This is a genomic window from Micromonospora sp. KC213 (assembly GCF_004348325.1).
Lineage (GTDB): Bacteria > Actinomycetota > Actinomycetes > Mycobacteriales > Micromonosporaceae > Micromonospora.
Genome location: NZ_SMKF01000022.1, coordinates 31,131 through 49,211, shown reverse-complemented (window position 1 = coordinate 49,211; position 18,081 = coordinate 31,131). Strand labels below are relative to the sequence as shown.

16 protein-coding genes are annotated in these 18,081 nt (G+C 68.0%); 7 read left to right on the top strand and 9 right to left on the bottom strand.

Annotated features, from left to right (window positions below; genetic code table 11):
• Nucleotides 1-16 precede the first annotated feature (16 nt).
• Together E1166_RS08060 and E1166_RS08055 are read right to left on the bottom strand one after the other, a co-directional pair.
• On the bottom strand, nt 17-961 hold the full coding sequence (locus tag E1166_RS08060) for a C39 family peptidase (RefSeq protein WP_132337135.1): 945 nt from the start codon (nt 959-961) through the stop codon (nt 17-19).
• A 402-nt stretch (nt 962-1,363) separates the two neighbouring features.
• A complete protein-coding gene (locus E1166_RS08055; protein ID WP_132337132.1) occupies nt 1,364-1,942 on the bottom strand; it encodes a sigma-70 family RNA polymerase sigma factor in 579 nt (192 codons plus the stop codon).
• 83 nt (nt 1,943-2,025) lie between these two features.
• Here E1166_RS08055 and E1166_RS08050 point away from each other — a divergent pair, with 83 nt between their 5' ends.
• Nucleotides 2,026-2,499 carry a hypothetical protein gene (locus E1166_RS08050; RefSeq protein ID WP_165944281.1) on the top strand — a complete coding sequence of 158 codons (474 nt, stop codon included), beginning with the start codon at nt 2,026-2,028 and terminating at the stop codon, nt 2,497-2,499.
• Here E1166_RS08050 and E1166_RS08045 read toward each other — a convergent pair.
• Together E1166_RS08045 and E1166_RS08040 are read right to left on the bottom strand one after the other, a co-directional pair.
• Nucleotides 2,486-3,760 carry an SGNH/GDSL hydrolase family protein gene (locus E1166_RS08045; protein WP_132337128.1) on the bottom strand — a complete coding sequence of 425 codons (1,275 nt, stop codon included), beginning with the start codon at nt 3,758-3,760 and terminating at the stop codon, nt 2,486-2,488. The two genes, E1166_RS08050 and E1166_RS08045, sit on opposite strands and share 14 nt — an antisense overlap.
• Before the next feature lie 15 nt (nt 3,761-3,775).
• On the bottom strand, nt 3,776-4,321 hold the full coding sequence (locus E1166_RS08040) for a YceI family protein (protein ID WP_132337125.1): 546 nt from the start codon (nt 4,319-4,321) through the stop codon (nt 3,776-3,778).
• Between the two features lie 91 nt (nt 4,322-4,412).
• Between E1166_RS08040 and E1166_RS08035 the strand changes: the two genes are divergently transcribed.
• Nucleotides 4,413-4,877, top strand: a complete 465-nt coding sequence (locus tag E1166_RS08035) for a MarR family transcriptional regulator (RefSeq protein ID WP_243710245.1) — start codon at nt 4,413-4,415, stop codon at nt 4,875-4,877.
• Nucleotides 4,878-5,192: 315 nt separating this feature from the next.
• On the opposite strand, the gene E1166_RS08030 is transcribed toward E1166_RS08035, so the two are convergent.
• From E1166_RS08030 to E1166_RS08010, 5 genes are all read right to left on the bottom strand, one after another.
• The gene (locus tag E1166_RS08030; RefSeq protein WP_243710244.1) at nt 5,193-5,837 is read right to left on the bottom strand and encodes an N-acetyltransferase; all 645 of its coding nucleotides are present in this window, start codon (nt 5,835-5,837) and stop codon (nt 5,193-5,195) included.
• Nucleotides 5,834-6,886 carry a ribosome small subunit-dependent GTPase A gene (gene rsgA / locus E1166_RS08025; RefSeq protein WP_207914091.1) on the bottom strand — a complete coding sequence of 351 codons (1,053 nt, stop codon included), beginning with the start codon at nt 6,884-6,886 and terminating at the stop codon, nt 5,834-5,836. Before rsgA ends, E1166_RS08030 begins: the two co-directional genes overlap by 4 nt.
• 861 nt (nt 6,887-7,747) lie before the next feature.
• Nucleotides 7,748-9,637: an adenylyl cyclase gene (locus E1166_RS08020; RefSeq protein WP_243710243.1), complete on the bottom strand. Its 1,890-nt coding sequence runs from the start codon at nt 9,635-9,637 to the stop codon at nt 7,748-7,750.
• 357 nt (nt 9,638-9,994) lie between these two features.
• Nucleotides 9,995-11,050 (bottom strand): LacI family DNA-binding transcriptional regulator, encoded by a 1,056-nt coding sequence (locus E1166_RS08015; protein WP_165944280.1) that lies wholly within the window; start codon nt 11,048-11,050, stop codon nt 9,995-9,997.
• Between the two features lie 101 nt (nt 11,051-11,151).
• Complete coding sequence (locus tag E1166_RS08010; RefSeq protein WP_165944279.1) at nt 11,152-12,252, bottom strand: LacI family DNA-binding transcriptional regulator; 1,101 nt, start codon at nt 12,250-12,252, stop codon at nt 11,152-11,154.
• Nucleotides 12,253-12,454: 202 nt separating this feature from the next.
• Between E1166_RS08010 and E1166_RS08005 the strand changes: the two genes are divergently transcribed.
• The 5 genes from E1166_RS08005 (at nt 12,455) to E1166_RS07980 (ending at nt 18,068) form a co-directional block, all read left to right on the top strand.
• Nucleotides 12,455-13,753 carry a sugar ABC transporter substrate-binding protein gene (locus E1166_RS08005; RefSeq protein WP_132337116.1) on the top strand — a complete coding sequence of 433 codons (1,299 nt, stop codon included), beginning with the start codon at nt 12,455-12,457 and terminating at the stop codon, nt 13,751-13,753.
• 124 nt (nt 13,754-13,877) lie between these two features.
• Nucleotides 13,878-14,819: a sugar ABC transporter permease gene (locus E1166_RS08000; protein ID WP_207914089.1), complete on the top strand. Its 942-nt coding sequence runs from the start codon at nt 13,878-13,880 to the stop codon at nt 14,817-14,819.
• Nucleotides 14,820-14,822: 3 nt separating this feature from the next.
• Nucleotides 14,823-15,761, top strand: a complete 939-nt coding sequence (locus tag E1166_RS07995; protein WP_132337114.1) for a carbohydrate ABC transporter permease — start codon at nt 14,823-14,825, stop codon at nt 15,759-15,761.
• 38 nt (nt 15,762-15,799) lie between these two features.
• The gene (locus E1166_RS07990; RefSeq protein WP_165944278.1) at nt 15,800-16,972 is read left to right on the top strand and encodes a glycoside hydrolase family 32 protein; all 1,173 of its coding nucleotides are present in this window, start codon (nt 15,800-15,802) and stop codon (nt 16,970-16,972) included.
• A gap of 712 nt (nt 16,973-17,684) precedes the next feature.
• On the top strand, nt 17,685-18,068 hold the full coding sequence (locus tag E1166_RS07980) for a hypothetical protein (protein ID WP_207914087.1): 384 nt from the start codon (nt 17,685-17,687) through the stop codon (nt 18,066-18,068).
• Nucleotides 18,069-18,081: the final 13 nt, after the last annotated feature.

Below are 18,081 nucleotides of genomic sequence, written 5' to 3'. Positions count from 1 at the left end.
GCTGGAGGCCGGACTGTCAGGTTCTGGCCACGAAGTACTCGCCGTCGCTGACCGCCAGGTGGGTGGCCGTCATGAGGTCGTCGATGCTGATCTGGTGCTCCACGCCGTCCCACGGGTCGAGGACGTTGAAGCTCGTCGGCACGTAGCCGACGTCCGGGTGCTGCCAGCCGCCGTAGCCGTGGATGACAAGGTAGTGCCGGTACCACGGTGAGGCGTTGCTCCAAGGCAGCGAGCCGGCCCGGACCAGCACGATCGCCGGTCGGCCGCGGGACAGCGACTCGACGATCTCCCGCATCCCCGCGTCCAGGCCCTCTGGGGTGCTGCTCTGGTAGTAGCCGCGGTAGTCGGGTGCGCCCGCATAGGCGTTGATGGCGGGAGAGAGGGCACCGGGGAGGGTGAGCCCGAAGGTGTCGGTGGCCATCCGGTCGGCGAGCACGGATTGGGAGGGCGCGGAAGCGCCCATCGTGGCCAGGACGGTCTGCACAGCGGCCGGTCCGCAGTAGGTGCTGGTCTCCTGGATCTTCGCCGAGAGCTTCATGTCCAGCGCGCGCACCGGGAGCATCCACTGGCCGGCGATGCCGAAGGTGGCGTCGGCGACGACGTACGGCAGCCGCAGCGTGGTCCATCCGGTCCAGCAGGCGCGGGGACTGTTACCGGTCATCGTCGGGCAGGACTGGGGGATGCTGACGCCGTCGTTGCCGAACCACAGGCGCATATTCACCTGAAAGTTGGTGTAGGCCGACGGGTTGATGAAGGCGATGGCCCGTACCTGGGTACGGGCCGAGTTGAACTCGAGGCACACCTGGTGCGCGGCGCCGTTCCAGACGCGGGTGCTGGAGCAGGTCCGCTTGCCGGTGCTCGTGGGGTAGGCGCCCCACGTGCCGGCCTGGGCGGCGGGCGTGGGCAGGACGATAAAGGTGGTCAGCGAGGCAAGCAACATCAGGCTCAATCGCTTGAACATGGTCGCCTTTCTAGGAAGTGATGCGGATCCGAGCCGAGGTCTACGGCGTCCGGGCCGGGGTGGCTTTGGGGCTCGAGGTAGGCGATGGCGGCGTGGAGCGGTCGAGGCCGGGTGTGGGTGTTTCGCCGGTGGGCCGGGCCGAGGGTGAGGGCGAGGGTGCGGGGTTGGTGATCGTCGGGCGCGGGACCGAAGGTTGCCGGTCCGGTCCGGGTAGGCGCGGCACGACGGCAACCGCGATGACGATGGCCGTCCCGGTCGCCACGGCCACCATCGGCAGCCAGCGTCGTATTCGCGGTAGTGGCGCGGTGGCCGTGGGCGGGATGGCTGGCCGCAGCCGGTCGGTGGTGATCGCGGTGGCGCGGTTCGCCAGCGCCCGGCGGAGCCGGTCTTCGAGTTCGCTGCTCATCGGCTGTCCTCGAGTAGGCCGCGCAGGATGGCCAGTGCCCGGTTCACGGTGGACTTGACGGTGCCGCGGGATACCCGCAGCGCGTCGGCGATCTCCTGTTCGCTCAGCTCGGACCAGTAGCGCAGCACCAAGACCTGACGTTGCCGGGTGGTCAGCCGCCGCATCGCGGCCAGCACCTGCGCGTCACCGTGTCCCAGCAACGCCTCGTCCTCCGCCGCCGGCACGGCGCTCGGCGGCGGTGGCAGGTATGCGCGGGCGCTGCGCCGCCGGCGCAGGACGGAGCGGGCCGCGTTCATCACCCCGGTGGTCAGGTACGCGTCGGGGTCGGTCAGCGCCCGCAGGTCGGCGCCGTGTCGCCGGTACAGCGCGGCGAACACGTCCTGCACGACGTCCTCGGCCGTGGGCAGGTCGTCGACCAGGAGGATGGCCAGGCGCACCAGGTTCAGTCGCCGGGCGTGGTAGAGCTGGTTGATCGGTGGCCCGGCCTCCCCGGAGGGCCGGGGAGGCCGGGAGCGTGGCTGAGCCCGCCGCGTCCATCGGAGCAGCGCCGATGGCAGTGGCAGCACAACGATCACGGGCGTGCCCTTTGCTGGACGAAATGGTGGGTTCGGGTACCGGTCAGCGAGCGGTGCGTGGGCGCGTCGGCGTTGGAGAGGCGGTGGGGACCGGCGTGGGCGAGGAGGCGGAAGGGGTCGGCAGTGGTTTGGTCGGTTCCGGCGTCGGCACCGAAGGGGAGGTCGGTCCCGGTGTCCAGGAGGAGGGGGTCGGCCGTGCGGTGCTGGGTCCCGGCGTCGGGACGGAGGAGGTGGTAGCCGTCGGCCTCGGCGCCGAGGAGCTGGTGGGCCGGGGTGTCGGCGCGGAGGTACTCGTGGGTCCGGGCGTCGGTGCCGGCGAGTTCGTCGGACCGGGCGTCGGCGTGACGGGCGGCGACGGCGGGGTCGTCAGGGCGTTCGCGGCGGACACTCCGCCCATCGCCAGGGCGGCGACGGCTCCGACGGTGATGGCGGCGGCACGGCTGGAGATACGCATCCAGTTGTCTCCTCGTGAGTGGATCGGTTGCCTCGACAGACGTCCGTGGCGCCGAAAGGTTGGCGGTTCAGCAGTGATCCATGCCACAGTCAGGCCGCCGTGAGAGGGATGCCGAGGTCGACGGCTTGGGCGAGGGCGTCGTAGCCGCCGTCGTTGAGGTGGATGCCGTCGCCGGAGTCGTACTCGGGTCGGAGCAGGTTGGGGTCGGACGGTTGGCGGACGACGCGATCGAAGTCCACGACCTGGTGGTAGGCGCCGCTCGTCCGGATCCAGTGGTTGACCTGGTCGCGTACCTTTTCCGCCTGCTCGCTGTAGGCCAGCGCGGAGCCCTTGATCGGCATGATGGTGGCACCGACGACGGTCAGGCCGCGGGCACGGGCGGCGCGGATGAGTCGCCGGTGTCCGGCGATGATCTCGATGGCGGTGGCCTGCCGGGGCTTGTTCCATTCGGCGAGGTCGTTGACGCCCTGCATGATGATCACCGAGCGGATGCCGGGCCGCTCCAGGACATCGCGCTCGAAGCGGGCCAGGCCGTTCTGCCCGTACTCGGGTGAGTCGCTCAGCAGGCGGTTGCCCCCGATGCCCGCGTTGACGACGCCGAGGGGTCGCCGCCGGGCGGCCAGCCGTTCGGCGAGTTGGTCGGGGTAGCGGTTGTCGGCGTCGACAGTGGAGCCGACCCCGTCGGTGAGCGAGTCGCCGAACAGGGCGATGCTCGCGTTGGGGCCGCCGCTGACCTCCACGCCGGTGAGGTAGTACCAGGAGTTGCTGCGGTCGGTGAAAGCCGCGGGTTCGCGGTCGGTGAGGTGGTCACCGACGGCGCGGTAGGACGTGGCCTGGGCGAAATGGTGGAAGGTGGCCGGGCCGGTGGGCGCCCTGAACCGCACAGTGATCGCGAGCCGCTGCAGAGCGTGCGTGCGCAGCCGTAGGGCGTCGCTGTAGCGCTCCCGACCGGGCGGGATCACCACATCCGAGTCGCCGTTGAAGGTCAGCGGTAGCCCGGGGCCGGTGGCAGCGCCCTGCAGGGCGTTGGCGACGGCGGCTCCTTCGATCCGCAGTGGCGTCGTGCCGTGGATGTTGGACAGCCGGATGCGGACGGCGGTGCCGCCGACGCTGATCCGGATGACCTGGCGCAGGGTGTGGTCGGCGAAGCCCTCCCGGGACCAGTTGGTGCCGTACCAGGGCGTGCTGGGGGTCGGCCATTGTGTTGCCGTTCCCCAGGTGGCCGTCCATCGCGGAGCGGCGGTCGCCACCTCCGCCGTAGCCGTCCTTCGGGGAGCGGCGGTCGTGGCCGCCGTGGGAACCGCGGCGGCCGCCGCCGTCAAGGCCAGGAGCGCGGCCGAGATGAGCGCTTTGGCAGTACGCATGGCGGGCACGACCTTTCAGGCGGTCTTGAAGGCGGACAGGTCGAACTCGAGCGTGATCTTGTCGGAGATCATCACGCCGCCGGTTTCCAGGGCGGCGTTGAAGCTGACGCCGTAGTCCCTGCGGTTGATCACGGTGCTGCCCTCGAACCCGACCCGCTGAAGACCTTGAGCGTCGACGGCGACGCCGGTGTGGTCGAGCGGGATGGTGATATCGCGGGTGACGCCGCGGATGGTCAGGCGGCCGGTGACCTCGAAGCTGTCGCCGCCGGTGTGCTCGACGGCGGTACTGGTGAAGGTGATGTGCGGGTGGTTGGTGGCGTCGAGGAAGTCGCCGGTGCGCAGGTGTCCGTCCCGCTGGGGGTTGCCGGTGTCGATACCGGCCACGTCCAGGACCACCCGGACGTGGGAGGCGGAAGGGTTGCCGGCGTTCAGGAAGGCGGTGGCCTCCACGAGCGGGATGCTGCCGCGCACCTTGGTCACCATGGCGTGCCGGGCCACGAAGCCGAACCGACTGTGCGCCGGGTCGATGGTGTAGGTGCCGGTGAGTTCGCTGGGGTACATCCTGCTCCTTGAAATTAGTTCAGTGCTGAAAGGTTCAGCAGGACAGTACGTCGCGTTATTTCAGTGCGCAACCTTTGAGTACGATGGTTCCGTGACGAGATGGCTCACTGACGACGAGCAGCGGACCTGGCGCGCCTTCGGCCTGACCATGCGGCTGCTGACCGACCGGCTCGAGCGCGACCTGCAGACAGCGGCCGGCATGCCGCCCACCTACTACGAGCTGCTGGTTCTGCTGTCCGAAGCCCCGGAACGGACCATGCGCATGAGTGAGCTGGCGCACTGGACAAACTCCAAGCCCAGCCGCATCTCCCACGCCGTCAACAAGCTCGAACAGAGCGGCTGGGTACGCCGGAAGCACTACGAGGGCGACCGTCGCGGCTGGCTCGCCACCCTGACCGACGAGGGCCTGGCGGCACTGGAGAAGGCGGCACCCCGTCACCTCCAGAGCGTGCGCGCCCACCTCATCGACCTGCTGACCGCGGAACAGATCCGACAACTCGGCGACATCAGCGAGGTCGTCCTCGCCCACCTGACCGACGAGCAACAGCAACACTGACGGCCGAACGGCGAGGCGGACGTATGGGTCCGCCCGGGCCGGGCGTCGACCAGCCCGGCACCGACGGCCCGCGCCACCTGAGCCGCGACCGTGCCGACCCCGCCCCGGCGTGAATGAGGCGCCTCCTCGCGGGTCTCGCTGAAGGAACGTGTTGCTCTACCGGAGCCGGGAGCACGGGGTAGGTTCCTCGACTCGGCGTGCACACGCCGCAGATCCGCCGGTGCGCTCGGAGGCCTTTGCACGCAGCCTCTGCCGATCGGGCCGGGTCAGGTGCGGGGCGGTCGGCCCGCCCCGCACCTGACGGAGGTGGTCAGATCAGACGCCGAAGGCCGCCGCGTAGCGGATGGTGCCGCGCGGGACAGGGCGATTGGAGTCGAGTACCAGCGCCATCATGTTTTCGTCCGGCACGTCGAACGGCGGCCGGATCCCGTACCCGGAGGCGGGCATGAAGCCGAACCGGGGGTAGTAGGGTGCGTGACCGAGGACGAGGACGAGGTTCTCGCCCGCGGCTCGGGCGGCGTCGAGAGCGGCGCGAATTGCCGTTGATCCGGCGCCCGTGCGCTGCTGTTCGGCCAGCACCGCGCAGGGGCCGAGGGCCAGGGCCGGTACGTCGTCCACGTGGCATCGGGTCAGCAGGGCGAAGCCGGCGGGGGTGCCGTTGGGATCCTCGGCGAGCCACGAGGACCACGGCAACCACGCCTGCCGGTCCTCGCGCAGCGCGTCGACCAGGTCGGCCTCGACGGGGCCGGGGAACGCGGACAGGTTGATCCGGCGGATCGCGGCACGGTCGTCTGGTCCGGCTTCCGGACGGGTGTGCCAGATGCGGGCGGCCATGGCGGGGTGCGGCTCCTCGTGGGTGTGTGGCTTCGGCGAGTCGGTGACTGGACACAGGACGTACGTGTAGCGGTAGTCGCGACCGTGGTCGCGACGCAGGGTGATCTCTTCGAGCGTCGCGGTCACGACCGCTGCTCCCGGAAGCTGTAGGTCGCGCGGAGGTGACGAGTGATTGCCTTGCGGTGGTTCTCCCGTTCCGCCCGCAGGCGTGCGTCGTCGCGAGAGGCAGCCCAGGCGGATTCGCGCTGGAGTTTGCGGTAGCTGTCCAGCCGGCGCGGTGACAGAGTGCCTGCGTCGATCGCAGCACGTACCGCGCAGCCGGGTTCGTTCGTGTGTCGGCAGTCGGTGAACCGACAGTCGCGGGCGAGTTCCTCGATTTCGGCGAAGACGTGCTGGATGCCGTGTTCGGTGTCGTGCAGGCCGACCGCGCGTAGGCCGGGGGTGTCGATGAGCACGCCGCCGTTCGGCAGCGGGAGCAGCTCGCGGTGGACGGTGGTGTGCCGGCCCTTGCCGTCACCGGCGCGGACCGCTCCGGTGGCCAGTAGTTCGGCGCCGAGCAGGGCGTTGCCGAGTGAGGACTTGCCCGCGCCGGAGGGCCCGAGTAGGACGATCGTCCCGGTGAGCACCGCGGCGAGGATGTCCAAGCCCTCGCCTGTGGCCACGCTTGTGACCAGGACGTCGACGCCGATGGCCAGTGCGGCGACTTCGTCGCGTACCTCAGTGAGGTTCCGCTCGGCGAGGTCGGCTTTGGTCAGGACGACGACCGGGAGCGCCCCGCTGTCCCAGGCGAGCGCGAGCATGCGCTCGATCCGGCCGGCGGGGATGGGGGTGGCGACGGATTCCACGATGACGACTGTGTCGACGTTCGCGGCCAAGACCTGCGGACGGGAGGTGCGTGACGCCGTGGACCGCACGATGGCGGTCCTGCGGGGTAGCAACGCAGCCAACTCCGGCTGCGCGGCGGGGGTGATGGCGGCCCAGTCCCCGGTGCAGGGGAGCGGGGACGGCGACGGGCCGGCGTGCGCGGACCAGGTGGCGCGTACCGGGCCGATGGCGGTGACCACCGTGGCCTGGCCACGGTCGACCAGTGCGACGCGGGCGGGCAGCAAGCCGGCTGCCCGGTGGTCGGTGAACGCTTTCTCGTATGCCTCGTCCCAGCCGTACGAACGCAGCACGTTCGCAGACGGGATCGGCGCGGAAGACAGTGATGACAACGGAGGAGACCCTTCGGAAGGGGGCCTCGACAGACGCAGGTGTAACCCGGGCGGGATGGAACGTCCCGTCGAGCGGAGGAATCAGCTGGGTCAGGCCGAGGCCCGGGACGCAAGGTTGGTCCGGGCACTGCACGCGGCAGCAGCCACCTTCGCAGTCATCAACCTCACCTCCCTTTCCCTCATCCGATCCGATCTCGCATCAATGTCGCCTGAGCAACTTACCACGGATCGTTGAACGGCTGACGCACCTTGCAGATGGGCACGCGGCCCGGTGCAGGAACCAATGGCGTGAAGGCCGGGACCATCATCTGGACCGGCAGCACGAGGAATCCGATCGGGAGTGGCTGCTTCGTCGACTGTGGGCGGTGGCTGGTGGTTCCGGGGTCATGTCGATGGTCGCCGCATGCGGGTAGGGGCGTGACGACCTGGTTCGGGTGTGCTGGGTAGGCTGCGGCGTCGTTCGATTGTTGGCCGGTGCTGCTCTGCCGCCACCGTGGTGAGGTCGGTGAGCACCCGGTGCAGGAGGTTGACGATTCTTGGTTGGTTCCGGCCGGCGTGCGCGACGTCGTCGACGGCAACGGCGAGGAGGCTGTCGAAGGACTGTCGGGGCGCCGAGGTCGGCGGGGCGGACCGGGCGTCCGTTCTCGCGGACCAGGCGGATGCGGGTGCTTCACGTTCGAGTTGTTTGGTTGGGTGAGAGGCTGCGGTTCGGTTCGTTGTCCGGGAATCGGATCGCGCCGGTTCGCCGGTGCTGTGCTGACCCGAACACCACGCGGCCGGCCGAGGCTGTCGCTTCGACCGGCCGCAGATGCGCTGCTGGTGCTACGGGGCCGGATACTCGGTGATGAAAACCGGGCGGCCGGCGCGGGTGGTGTCGGCTGGGTCGCCGATTCCGTTGACCACGTGGTCGATGGTTCCGGCGCTGAGGTTGACGGTCATGACGTGGAACAGCTTCACACCCGGCATGTTCGGCACTTCGAAGCCGTTCTCGGTGCGGATCGACGGGTTGTTCCGGTTGAATACGTACACGCCGCCGCCGTAGAGGTTGTGTGTGCGCACGTGGTCGCCCACCTTGTACCCGGCGAAGCCCTCGACGTCGCCGTTCATCCAGTCGGCCTGCGTCGGCGGGTCGTAGGGCAGTTCGTTCTGGTACAGGATCGTGGTGCCGCCGTTGCCGTTCCAGACAGTGTTGTAGCGCTGGAAGTGCTCGACGAACAGGCCGGTGGCGGTGACGTGGTCGCCGTTGATGACCGCGCCGTACCGGCCCGTGTTGGTGTTCCATCGCTCGGTTTCGGTGAATCCCTCCACGCCGTGGTCGCCGCGCCACACCCAGGTGTGGTCGATGAGCACGTGGTCGCTGTTGACCTCGAGCGCGGTGTCGGCCTTGCCGATGTGCGGGCCGCCGACACGGAAGTACACGTCCGACAGCGTGGTCGGGTTGGCCGCCGAACCGGAGTGGTGTTCGTGCTTCTTGCCGACGCGCAGTAGGACCGGCGACTCGGTCAGGCCCGCGTCCACGGTGACGCCCGCGATGATGATGCCGGGCGCGTCGGCGACGTCGAGCGGGGTGGCGCCGTTGACGGCGGTGAGCGTGGCCTGGCCCAGACCGAGCACGACCGTGTTGGCGCGGTTGACCTTGATGCTCTGGGCGATGCTGTACACGCCGGGGGTGAGCAGCAGGTGTTTGCCGCGGGCGAGCTGGTTGTTGATCGTCTTGACTGAGTCGGTGGGGCGGGCCACGAAGAAGTCGCGGATCGGGATGGTGCGGCCCGGGGTCAGGCCGTTGGCCCAGGAGATGCCGGCGCTGTCGAAGCGCGCTGACGGCACCCGGACGTTGTACTTGCCGTTGGCGTCCAGGAACAGGAACGGCTTCTCTCGGCTGACCGGGGTGGTGTCCAGGGTGGTGTAGGTCGGATTGGGGAACGTGGCGTCGTCGGGGGCGCCCACCACGCCGCTGAAGACCTGGTTCCACACGCCGTTGGACCAGCCGTCGATCTGGCTGTTGCGGATCAGCCATTGCTGTTGTGAGCCGTTGATGACGAACGGCAGCTTGGAGTCGGCGATGAAGCCGCCGCTGGCGTTCTGCGGGCCGGCGGTGCAGTAGTCCATCAGCGACAGGTTGGCGCCGGTGATGTTGAGTCGGCGCATCGAGACCGCCTGCGACACGGCCCAGAAGTTGGCCGACGCGCGGCAGCCGTCCTGGCCGGCCGAGTTGACGTTGATGGACAGGTTCGACAGGGTGCGCCAGAAGTTGATCAGGGCCAGGCAGTCGGCAGTGCCGTCGTCGGCCAGGCACCGGTTGTAGACCTCGACCTTGCCGTTGATGACCACGTCGGTCGGCGACGCGCCGAGGCCGGCGATCTCGGTGTAGTAGCCGACCTTGATCCGCAGGGGCTGCTCGGCTGTGCCGTAGCTGCCGGGCTTGAACAGGAACGAATACCGTTTGGTGCCCATTTCGTTGTCGACCTGAGCGGCGTGCGTGGCGTCCAGGGTGGCCTGGATTTGGCTGACCGGCATGCTCGGGTCGAAGACGGTGACGTTCACCCCGAGGTCGGGCGCGCCACGCAGCGGCGGGGCGGCCGCGGTGGCCGCCCCGGCGGTGCCGACGATGGCGACGGCGACCGCCGAGGCCAGGCCGAGGGTGATTCTTCGGCCTACCGTCCGCAGGTCCGACGACGGGGCCGCGGTGGCGCGGTTGGGACTCGTGCTCATCATTGCGGGAAGTCCTCTCTGGGCGCCAGGGCAGATGCCAGCAGTGACATGCCTGTTGACTTGGTCATGCTCATTCCTTCGAAGGAACTCGTTCGTCAGGGACGTGCTGTCGGAGTGGTTGTCGTGTTTCGAGCGGTCGCCGAAGAGCTACAGGCCGCTGATCCGGAGGCAACCGGCCACCCTCCGGTGAGGTGCACGTCGCGCGCCGGTGGCAGATCGCGCGTGGTGACACGCTGCGGGACCGTCACTAACCCGGGTTAGTGCAGAAACGCTAGGCCGCCGTCTCTGCGCACGTCAAGACCGTGTTACGGCCGAGTTTCCGGCGAATTCACAGACAATTCGGGAATAGGTTGCAGCTCAGGCTGCGCGCCCGCGGGCCGGCGGGGCCGTGGAGTCGCGCATCACGAGCGGGCAGTGCACCAGGGTGCGGCTGCGCTGAGCGGCGGGTCCACCAGCGGCCAGTTGCTCGGCCGCGAGCCGTCCCATCGCGGTGTACGGGAGCAGCACGGTGCTCAGGGCCGGGCGGATCTCCGCAGCGAGCTGGAACTGGTCGTCGTACCCCATCACCGACACGTCCTCGGGCACCCGAATGCCGGCCTCCAGCAGGGCCAGGAGCGCGCCTACCGCCATCCGGTCGTTGCCGCACATGATCGCGGTCGGCGGGCGGCTGTGCCGCAGCAGCGTGCGCGTCAGCTCGTAGCCGGAGTCCGCGTGGTAGTTGCCGGGCAGCACCGTGTGCTCGCGCGGGTTGAGTCCCGCGTCGCGCAGTGCGTCCCGAAAGCCACGCAGCCGGGCTTTGGTGGCCCACTGGCTGGGCTTACCGGTGAGGTAGGCGATGTCGCGGTGCCCGAGGTCGAGCAGCGCCTGGGTGGCCTCCCGGCCGCCGCGTACCTCGTCGGGCAGGATGGCGGGGGCGGCATTGTGCGGGGCGAAGCAGTTCAGCAGGATGGTGGGAACTCGACGGGCGGCGTCCGGGAGCACCACCGACCTGGTGCCGACGGCAGCGAAGATCAGGGCGTCGGCCTGCCGGTCGAGCAGCTCGACTATCAGCTGTGCCGCCTGGCGGTTCGAGCCGCCGGTGTTGACCAGGAGCAGCAGATTTCCCTGGCGAATGCACGCCTCGTGCGCTCCCTTGATGGCGGAGGCGGCGAACTCGCCGAAGTCGGCGTCGTGACTGACGAAGCCGATGGTCGCGCTGCGCCCCTGCCGCAGCCCTTGCGCGGCGAGGTTGGGGCGATAGTCGAGCTCGGCGACCGCTTGCAGGACGCGTCGTCGGGTCTCGTCGCTGATCGTCTGCCCAGCCGTCTGGTTGAGCACGAAGGAGACCGTCGCGGGGGAGACACCGGCCAGGCGTGCGACATCTACCCGGCGGGATCTGCTTGCCGCCGGTCGGTGGCCTCCGTGGGTTGACACGGCCCAAGCGTACGAGCCAGACCACCGGGTGAACCGGCTGCCTCGCACGCCTGGCCCAGCCGCTCAACTGATGACCGGGCCGGGTGCTGGCACCCGGCCCATCAGGAGGATGAAGCGTCGGACTGTCCCAGGTCGCTGTGAGGTTTGGCGACGGAGTCTCGTCGCACGAGTTCGCCGGCGATGCGGATGACGTTGCCTTTGGGTGCGGGCACGTCGTCGAGCGCGCCCGGCTCGTCGAGCACGAGCTGGATGGCGAGCTGGCCCATCTCCCGATGCGGAAGGCGGACCGTGGTCAACGGCGGATCGAGTTCGGAGGCGATGAACTCCTGGTCGTCGAAGCCGACGATCGACAGGTCGTCAGGCACGCGCAGACCGCGCGTGCGCGCGGCGCGGTAGGCGCCCATGGCGATGCGGTCGTTGTAGCAGAAGACCGCCGTCGGTCGCTGCTCGGCGGGCAGGTCGATCAAGTCGGACAGGACCAGCCCGCCGCGAACGAACGGCGTCGTCTTCAGGTGCAACGCGGGTTCGTAGTCCAGTCCGTGCTCAGCGAGCGCCGCCCGGAAGCCGTCGAACCGCAGGCGGGAGGCCGGCGGATGCCGATGATCGTCGAGAAAGGCGATCCGACGGTGGCCGGCCTTGATCAGTTCCGCTGCGACCTCGTACGCCCCTTGTCGGTCATCCGGAACGATGGAACGGTGACGGCCGCCGTTCGCTTCGCAGTTGAGGAAGACCGTGTCGGCAGGTAGGCCGAGGGGTGGGTCGACAAGGCGGTGGTACATGCAGCCGTAGATGAAATGCCCGACCTGGTGCTGAGTCAGCTGGTCGATCGCTTGTTCTTGGAGGGCTAGCGGGGCGTTCGGGCCGAGGTTGACGACGAACAGCAGGTAGCCGTGGCGGGATGCCTCGTCCTGCGCCGCGGCGAGCATGCCGACGGCGAACGGAGTCGTGGTCACCTCGTCAGAGACAAACCCGATCGTGCGGGTCTTCTGGGTCCGAAGGCTACGGGCAAGGATGTTCGGACGGTAGCCCAGGTCCTCGGCCGCCCGCTGGACGCGGTGGCGGGTCGCATCTGGGACGCGGACACCGTCCCGGCGATCGTTCAAGACGACGGACGCGGTGGTGGTCGAGACCCCCGCAGCCTGTGCGACGTCCTTGAGCGTCGGCCGACGAATCGTCGACAACCACTTCACCTCCTGGGACAAGGCGTGCCCTTCTCGAGGCCCACACGACATCGTCGCAGGACTCCTGTCGAGGCGCTCGGCAGGGACACGGATCCGAAACACACCCTTGACGCTGAAGGAACGTTACTCCATAGTTTGGCGAAACGTTTCTTCAATGACCTTGACGGCGCGCCACCTGCGGTGAGTCTCCGGGCGGGAGGCCGGTCGGCCAGGAGGAGTAGAGATGAGTCGGTTCATGATCGAGCGACGCGGGACAGCGGTGCTCGCGGGTGTCGCGACGGCAGCCCTCGCGCTGTCCGCTTGCGGCGTGGCATCGACCAGCAGTGGTGGAAGCGCGGGGGAACTGACGCTCTGGACGCACAACGCCGGAAACCCGGCGGAGCTTGGCGTTATCAACCAGATCGTCGCGGACTACAACGCGAGCCAGAGCAAGTACACGGTCAAGCTCCAGGCATTTCCGCAGGAGTCGTACAACGACGCGGTCGTCGCCGCGGCGACCGCGAAGAAGCTCCCGTGCGTCCTCGACGCGGACGCGCCGACGGTGCCGAACTGGGCCTACGCGGGCTACCTCACGCCGCTCGACCTGCCGCAGGACCTCGTCTCGAAGCAGCTCAAGAGCACGCTGGGGAACTACCAGGGCAAGCTGTACTCGATCGGCATGTACGACGCCGCGCTCGGCCTCTTCGCGCGCAAATCCGCCCTCGAAGCGGCCGGCGTCCGGATCGCCACGGTCGACAACCCGTGGACCGCGCAGGAGTTCGCCGACGCACTGGCGAAGATCAAGGCCGACGGAAAGTACCAGTACGCCTTCGACCTGGGCACCGGTGACAGCGGCACCGAGTGGTGGACCTACGGCTACTCGCCCTTCCTCCAGAGCTTCGGCGGCGACCTCATCGACCGCAACGGCTACAAGACCGCTGGCGGCGTGCTCAACGGGGACGCAGCGCTGAAGTGGGCGAGTTGGTTCCAGGGCCTCGTCAAGAACGGGTACACGCCCGCGAAGTCCAGCACCGACGCCTTCGCCGACTTCGTCAACGGCAAGTCAGCCATGGTGTGGTCGGGCATCTGGCACTCCGGCAACCTGTCCAAGCTCGGAGCCGACGGCATCGTCATGCCCCCGCCGGACTTCGGCAACGGCCCCAAGATCGGCGGCGGTTCGTGGCAGTGGGCAGTGAGCTCGACGTGTGGCGAGAAGGCGGCGGCCATGGACTACATCACGTTCTCCCTCAACAAGAAGTACCTCGCCGAGATGGCGGAGAAGCAGAACGTCATCCCTGCCACCGAGGAAGCCGCCGCGATGGTCGATGGCTGGCAGCCCGGCGGTGCCAAGCGGTTCTTCCTCGACGAGTCCGCCAAGTACGCCATGATCCGGCCGCCGACACCCGGCTACCCGTTCCTCACGACAACGTTCGCCAAGGCCGCTCAGGACATCATCGCGGGCGGTGACCCGAAGACGATCCTCGACCAGGCTGTCTCGGACATCGACGCCGACCTCAAGGCCAACAACCACTACGGCTTCTGAGCAGACCGCGCAGCAGCAACCAATCTGGCACCGCGGGGCGCTGGGGTCCACCAACAAGGGTCCGCGCCCCCGTCCACCTCAGGTTTCGGCTTCGCCCCTGGTGGGCAGCGAAGGGATGAGCCGCGTGTCCCAACCGATCGCGAACACATCGTCAGCAAACATCGAACCCAGCCCTCGCGGCAGCCTGCGCCGCACACATCGGGCCGAGGCGCGCGCAGCGCGTACCTTCGTCATGCCGGCGCTCGTACTCATCGTCGTCTTCTTCTTCGTCCCGGTCCTGCTGGGATTCGTACTGTCGTTGACGAACGCACGGCTGACCTCGCCGCAGGGCCCACAGTTCGTCGGACTGGACAACTTCACCAGGCTCTTCTCCGACCCGCTGTTCTGGAAGTCACTGCGGAACACCGTTTACTTCGGAGCTGTTGTCGTCCCGCTCCAGTCAGGATTCGCCCTGGGTCTCGCGCTCCTCATCAACGCGCGTATCCGTGGAATCAACGTCTACCGAACGGTGTACTTCCTGCCGGTGGTGACGTCGATCGTCGTGGTCTCGATCCTGTGGACCTTCATGTACCAGCGAGACGGCCTGGTCAACCACATGCTTCAAGCCGTTTCGTTCAACCTCATCCAGGGCACGGACTGGCTCAACAACCCCTCGACAGCGATGCCCGCCATCATCTTCATGTCGATCTGGCAGGCCGTCGGCTTCCACATGGTCATCTGGCTGGCCGGGCTGCAGACCATCCCCGGCGACCTGTATGAAGCCGCCGAGCTCGACGGCGCCAGCACGTGGCAGAGGTTCAAATATGTCACGTGGCCCGGGCTGCGAGCCACCCGCAGCTTCATCCTCGTGACCATCACCATCGCTGCTCTGAGCCTCTTCGCCCAAATCAAGATCATGACCAACGGTGGGCCGCTCGACTCGACGTCGACCGTCGTGTTCCAGTCCGTCCGCGCCGGCTACGAGCAGCAGCAGACCGCCTACGCGTCGGCGATCTCGCTCGTCTTCTTCGTCCTCGTGCTCACCGTCTCCCTCGTGCAGCGCTTCCTCACTCGCGACAAGGACTGATCCATGGCCACCATCACCACCACTCGGGACGGCGTGCCCCGGGCGGCCAGCCAGCCAACCCGCGGACGACCTGACCGAGGATTCGGCACCATCGGCGGCTACATCGGCCGCACGGTGCTCGCCCTGTTCTTCGCCTTCCCGATCATCTTCATGTTCGCCTCATCGCTCAAGCCCGACAACCAGATCTTCGCCGACCTCAGCTCGCTCCGGGCCTTCCTTCCGGTCGGCGACATCTCGATGGACAATTACAAGGCCGTTTTCGACACGGTTCCCGCCTGGCGGTTCCTGGCGAACTCCATCGGCGTCTCCTTGCTCACCGTCGTTCTGGGCGTCCTGGTCAACAGCCTGGCTGCCTTCGCCCTGTCCCGCATGCGGTGGCGGGGCAGAGGCTTCGTCCTCGCCGCCATCATCGCCACGCTCGTGGTCCCGTTCGAGACCTTCGCGCTGCCACTGCTGTGGTGGGTCAACAAGCTTCCGTGGCTGGTGATGCAGAACGGCCAGCCCATGTGGACCCTTGGCTGGCTGGACAGCTACCAGGTACAGATCATTCCGTTCATCGCGAACGCGTTTTCGATCTATCTGTACTACTCCTACTTCTCGACCATCCCCAAGGAACTCGACGAGGCCGCCCGCATCGACGGGGCGAGTTGGTTCCGCATCTACCGCAGCATCATCATGCCGCTGGCCGGGCCGGCCACCGCGACGGTCGCCATCCTCACCTTCCTGCCCGCCTGGAACCAGTTTCTCTGGCCACTCATGGCCGTACAGTCCGAGAACCTGCGCCCGGTCATGGTCGGAGTCCAGTACTTCTTCCAACTCGACGTCGCCTGGGGTCCAATGATGGCCTACGCGAGCCTGATCACAATTCCGGTCCTCGCCCTCTTCCTCTCCTTCCAGCGCGCGTTCATCGGAAGCATCGCCTCCAGCGGGGTGAAGGGGTGAACACCGCCAAGCCGCTCGGCAGCTCGACCAGGCCCGCCGTGCACTTCACCGCACCCGACGGATGGCTCAACGACCCGCTCGGAGTCACCTGGCGAAACGGCCGGTACGAGCTCTTCTACCAAGCTCTGCCCGGTGCCAACGCCTGGAACCCGCGTTGCCGCTGGGGCCACGCGACCAGCCCGGACCTGCTCACCTGGACCCACCACCCGATCGCGCTCGAACCGGGCGACGACGAGCTCGGCTGCTGGTCCGGTGGACTCGTCCTCCCGGACCTCGCGTCGGCTCTGTCGGCAAGGGTCTACTACACCTCCGTCGACGAACCCGACATGAATCTCGGCACCGTCCGGCTCGCCCGCCCCGCGGACGACGGCTGGCAGCGATGGAACAAGGGCCACATCGTCGTCACACCGCCGCCAGGCGAGGACCTGCGCGTGTTCCGGGACCCGGTCGTGCTCCGCGACGGCGATCGATGGCGCATGCTCGTCGGCGCAGGCTATCGGGACGGCACCCCCGCAGTACTGACGTTCGTGTCCACCGACCTGGAGGACTGGACGTACGACGGCGTGCTGGCGAGTACGCGAACCTCCCCGACCGGTTCGCTGCCATCAGGCGAGGCATGGGAGTGCCCGCAACTTCTGCAGATCGGCAGCCGGCACGTCCTCGTTGTCTCGACGTGGCGAGACGGCACGACACACGAAGTCCTCGCCGGAGTTGGCAGCTTCGAAGACGGCCGGATGCGCGTCGAACGATGGCAGCGGCTGACACACGGGGCTGGACACTACGCAGCGACGGAGTTCGTGGACGCCGAGGGCGAACCGTGCCTACTCTTCTGGATTCGAGAGGTCGCAGACGTCGACGGAGCCTGGACCGGCGTACTCAGCGTTCCCTATCGACTGAGCCTCGACAACGCCATCACTGACCAGGTTCGACTCACACCGCACCCGGCCGTGCTCGCACCCGGCGCGGACAGTCGCAGGACCGGTGTGCGGCACCTAGTCCTCGCCGACGGTAACGCCATCCACCTGACACCTACCGACCACAATCCTTCACCCATCGAAGTCCGATACGAGCGAGGAACGGTGACCGTCACGTCGTACGGAACCCAGACGGTCGTCCACGACGCGCCAGGACCGGTACACGTACTCGTTGACAGTCCCGTCGTCGAGGTATGCACCGGGACGGCCCTCGTCGGTTTCGGTACCAGGACTTGACGCGTGCAAATCGCCACAAGCCGGCGCGAGGCCGAACAGCGAGTGGTACTCATTGATCATTCCTGCCGAGTCGTCGTCGACGCTGTAGGGGAAAGCGCATCGAAATGACGACGGCGGTGGTGCAGAGGGCATTGCCGACCTCATGGTCGTAGTTCAGGAAAGGCGCGAGCTGCAGCCAGGAGGTCCGCCGGACCGGTTGAAGGCCGGGGGTGCTGGTCGCCGGACTCGGCGGCGAATGCCTCGAAACGGGCCTCGGCGACGGCGACGGCGACGGCAGGGTGGATCTCCCACAGGGCGGGTGCGATTTCTGCCGGAGGCAGATTCGCCACGGGATGTTGCTCCGTGGCTGCTCCGTGGCTGCTCGGACGCCGAGGAACTGGCGCGGACGTATCGGGACCGGTCCGGATCTCCCCTCCTCACGGCGCGGTGTCAAGAAATTCCATTCGGCCGATATTTAGCCGGACCTGCCGGGATGCTGGCGGATTGACTCGGACATGCTGAGACGTCATCGCACTCTGGTCACTCTCGGCAAGATCATCTGACTACGGATCAGAAGGTTAGGGGTCCGAGTCCCTTCGGGCGCGCAAGTGACCGACGGATCACCCCCGCGTGCGCGGGGAGCAGCTCCGCTTTGGCCCTAGTGCCACGTCAGGCAACGTTCGCCTCGGTCTTGCCGGTCGAGTGCAGATCGCGGAGCACGTAGTCTCGCTGGGTGCACTCGCATCTGAGCTTCGAGAACCCTCCGGCGTTGCCTCACGAGGCGGTGGCTGAGGTGTTGGAGCGGGCCCTGCATGACCGCTCGGCGGAGGGCGAGGCGACGAGTGTTCTGGTCGGGACGGCGTTGAACGACAACGACGCGGATTTCGTCGAGCACTGGTGCAGGGAGGTCGGGACGCGGGCTGTTCCGGGAAGCCCTCTGCTCGGGCTGGCCGGCCTGTGCCTGGGACACGCTGCTCGACGCTTCGGCCATCTCAGCGACGAGGCTCTTGCGCTGGTGGAGTCGCTGGCGGCGCGTGCCGAAGCAGACCCGTCGGACGTCGACGGTCGGGCTCTCGACGGATATGACGACGTCCGGAGCTTCCTGCACCTGTGGTGAGGCCGTCCACGGG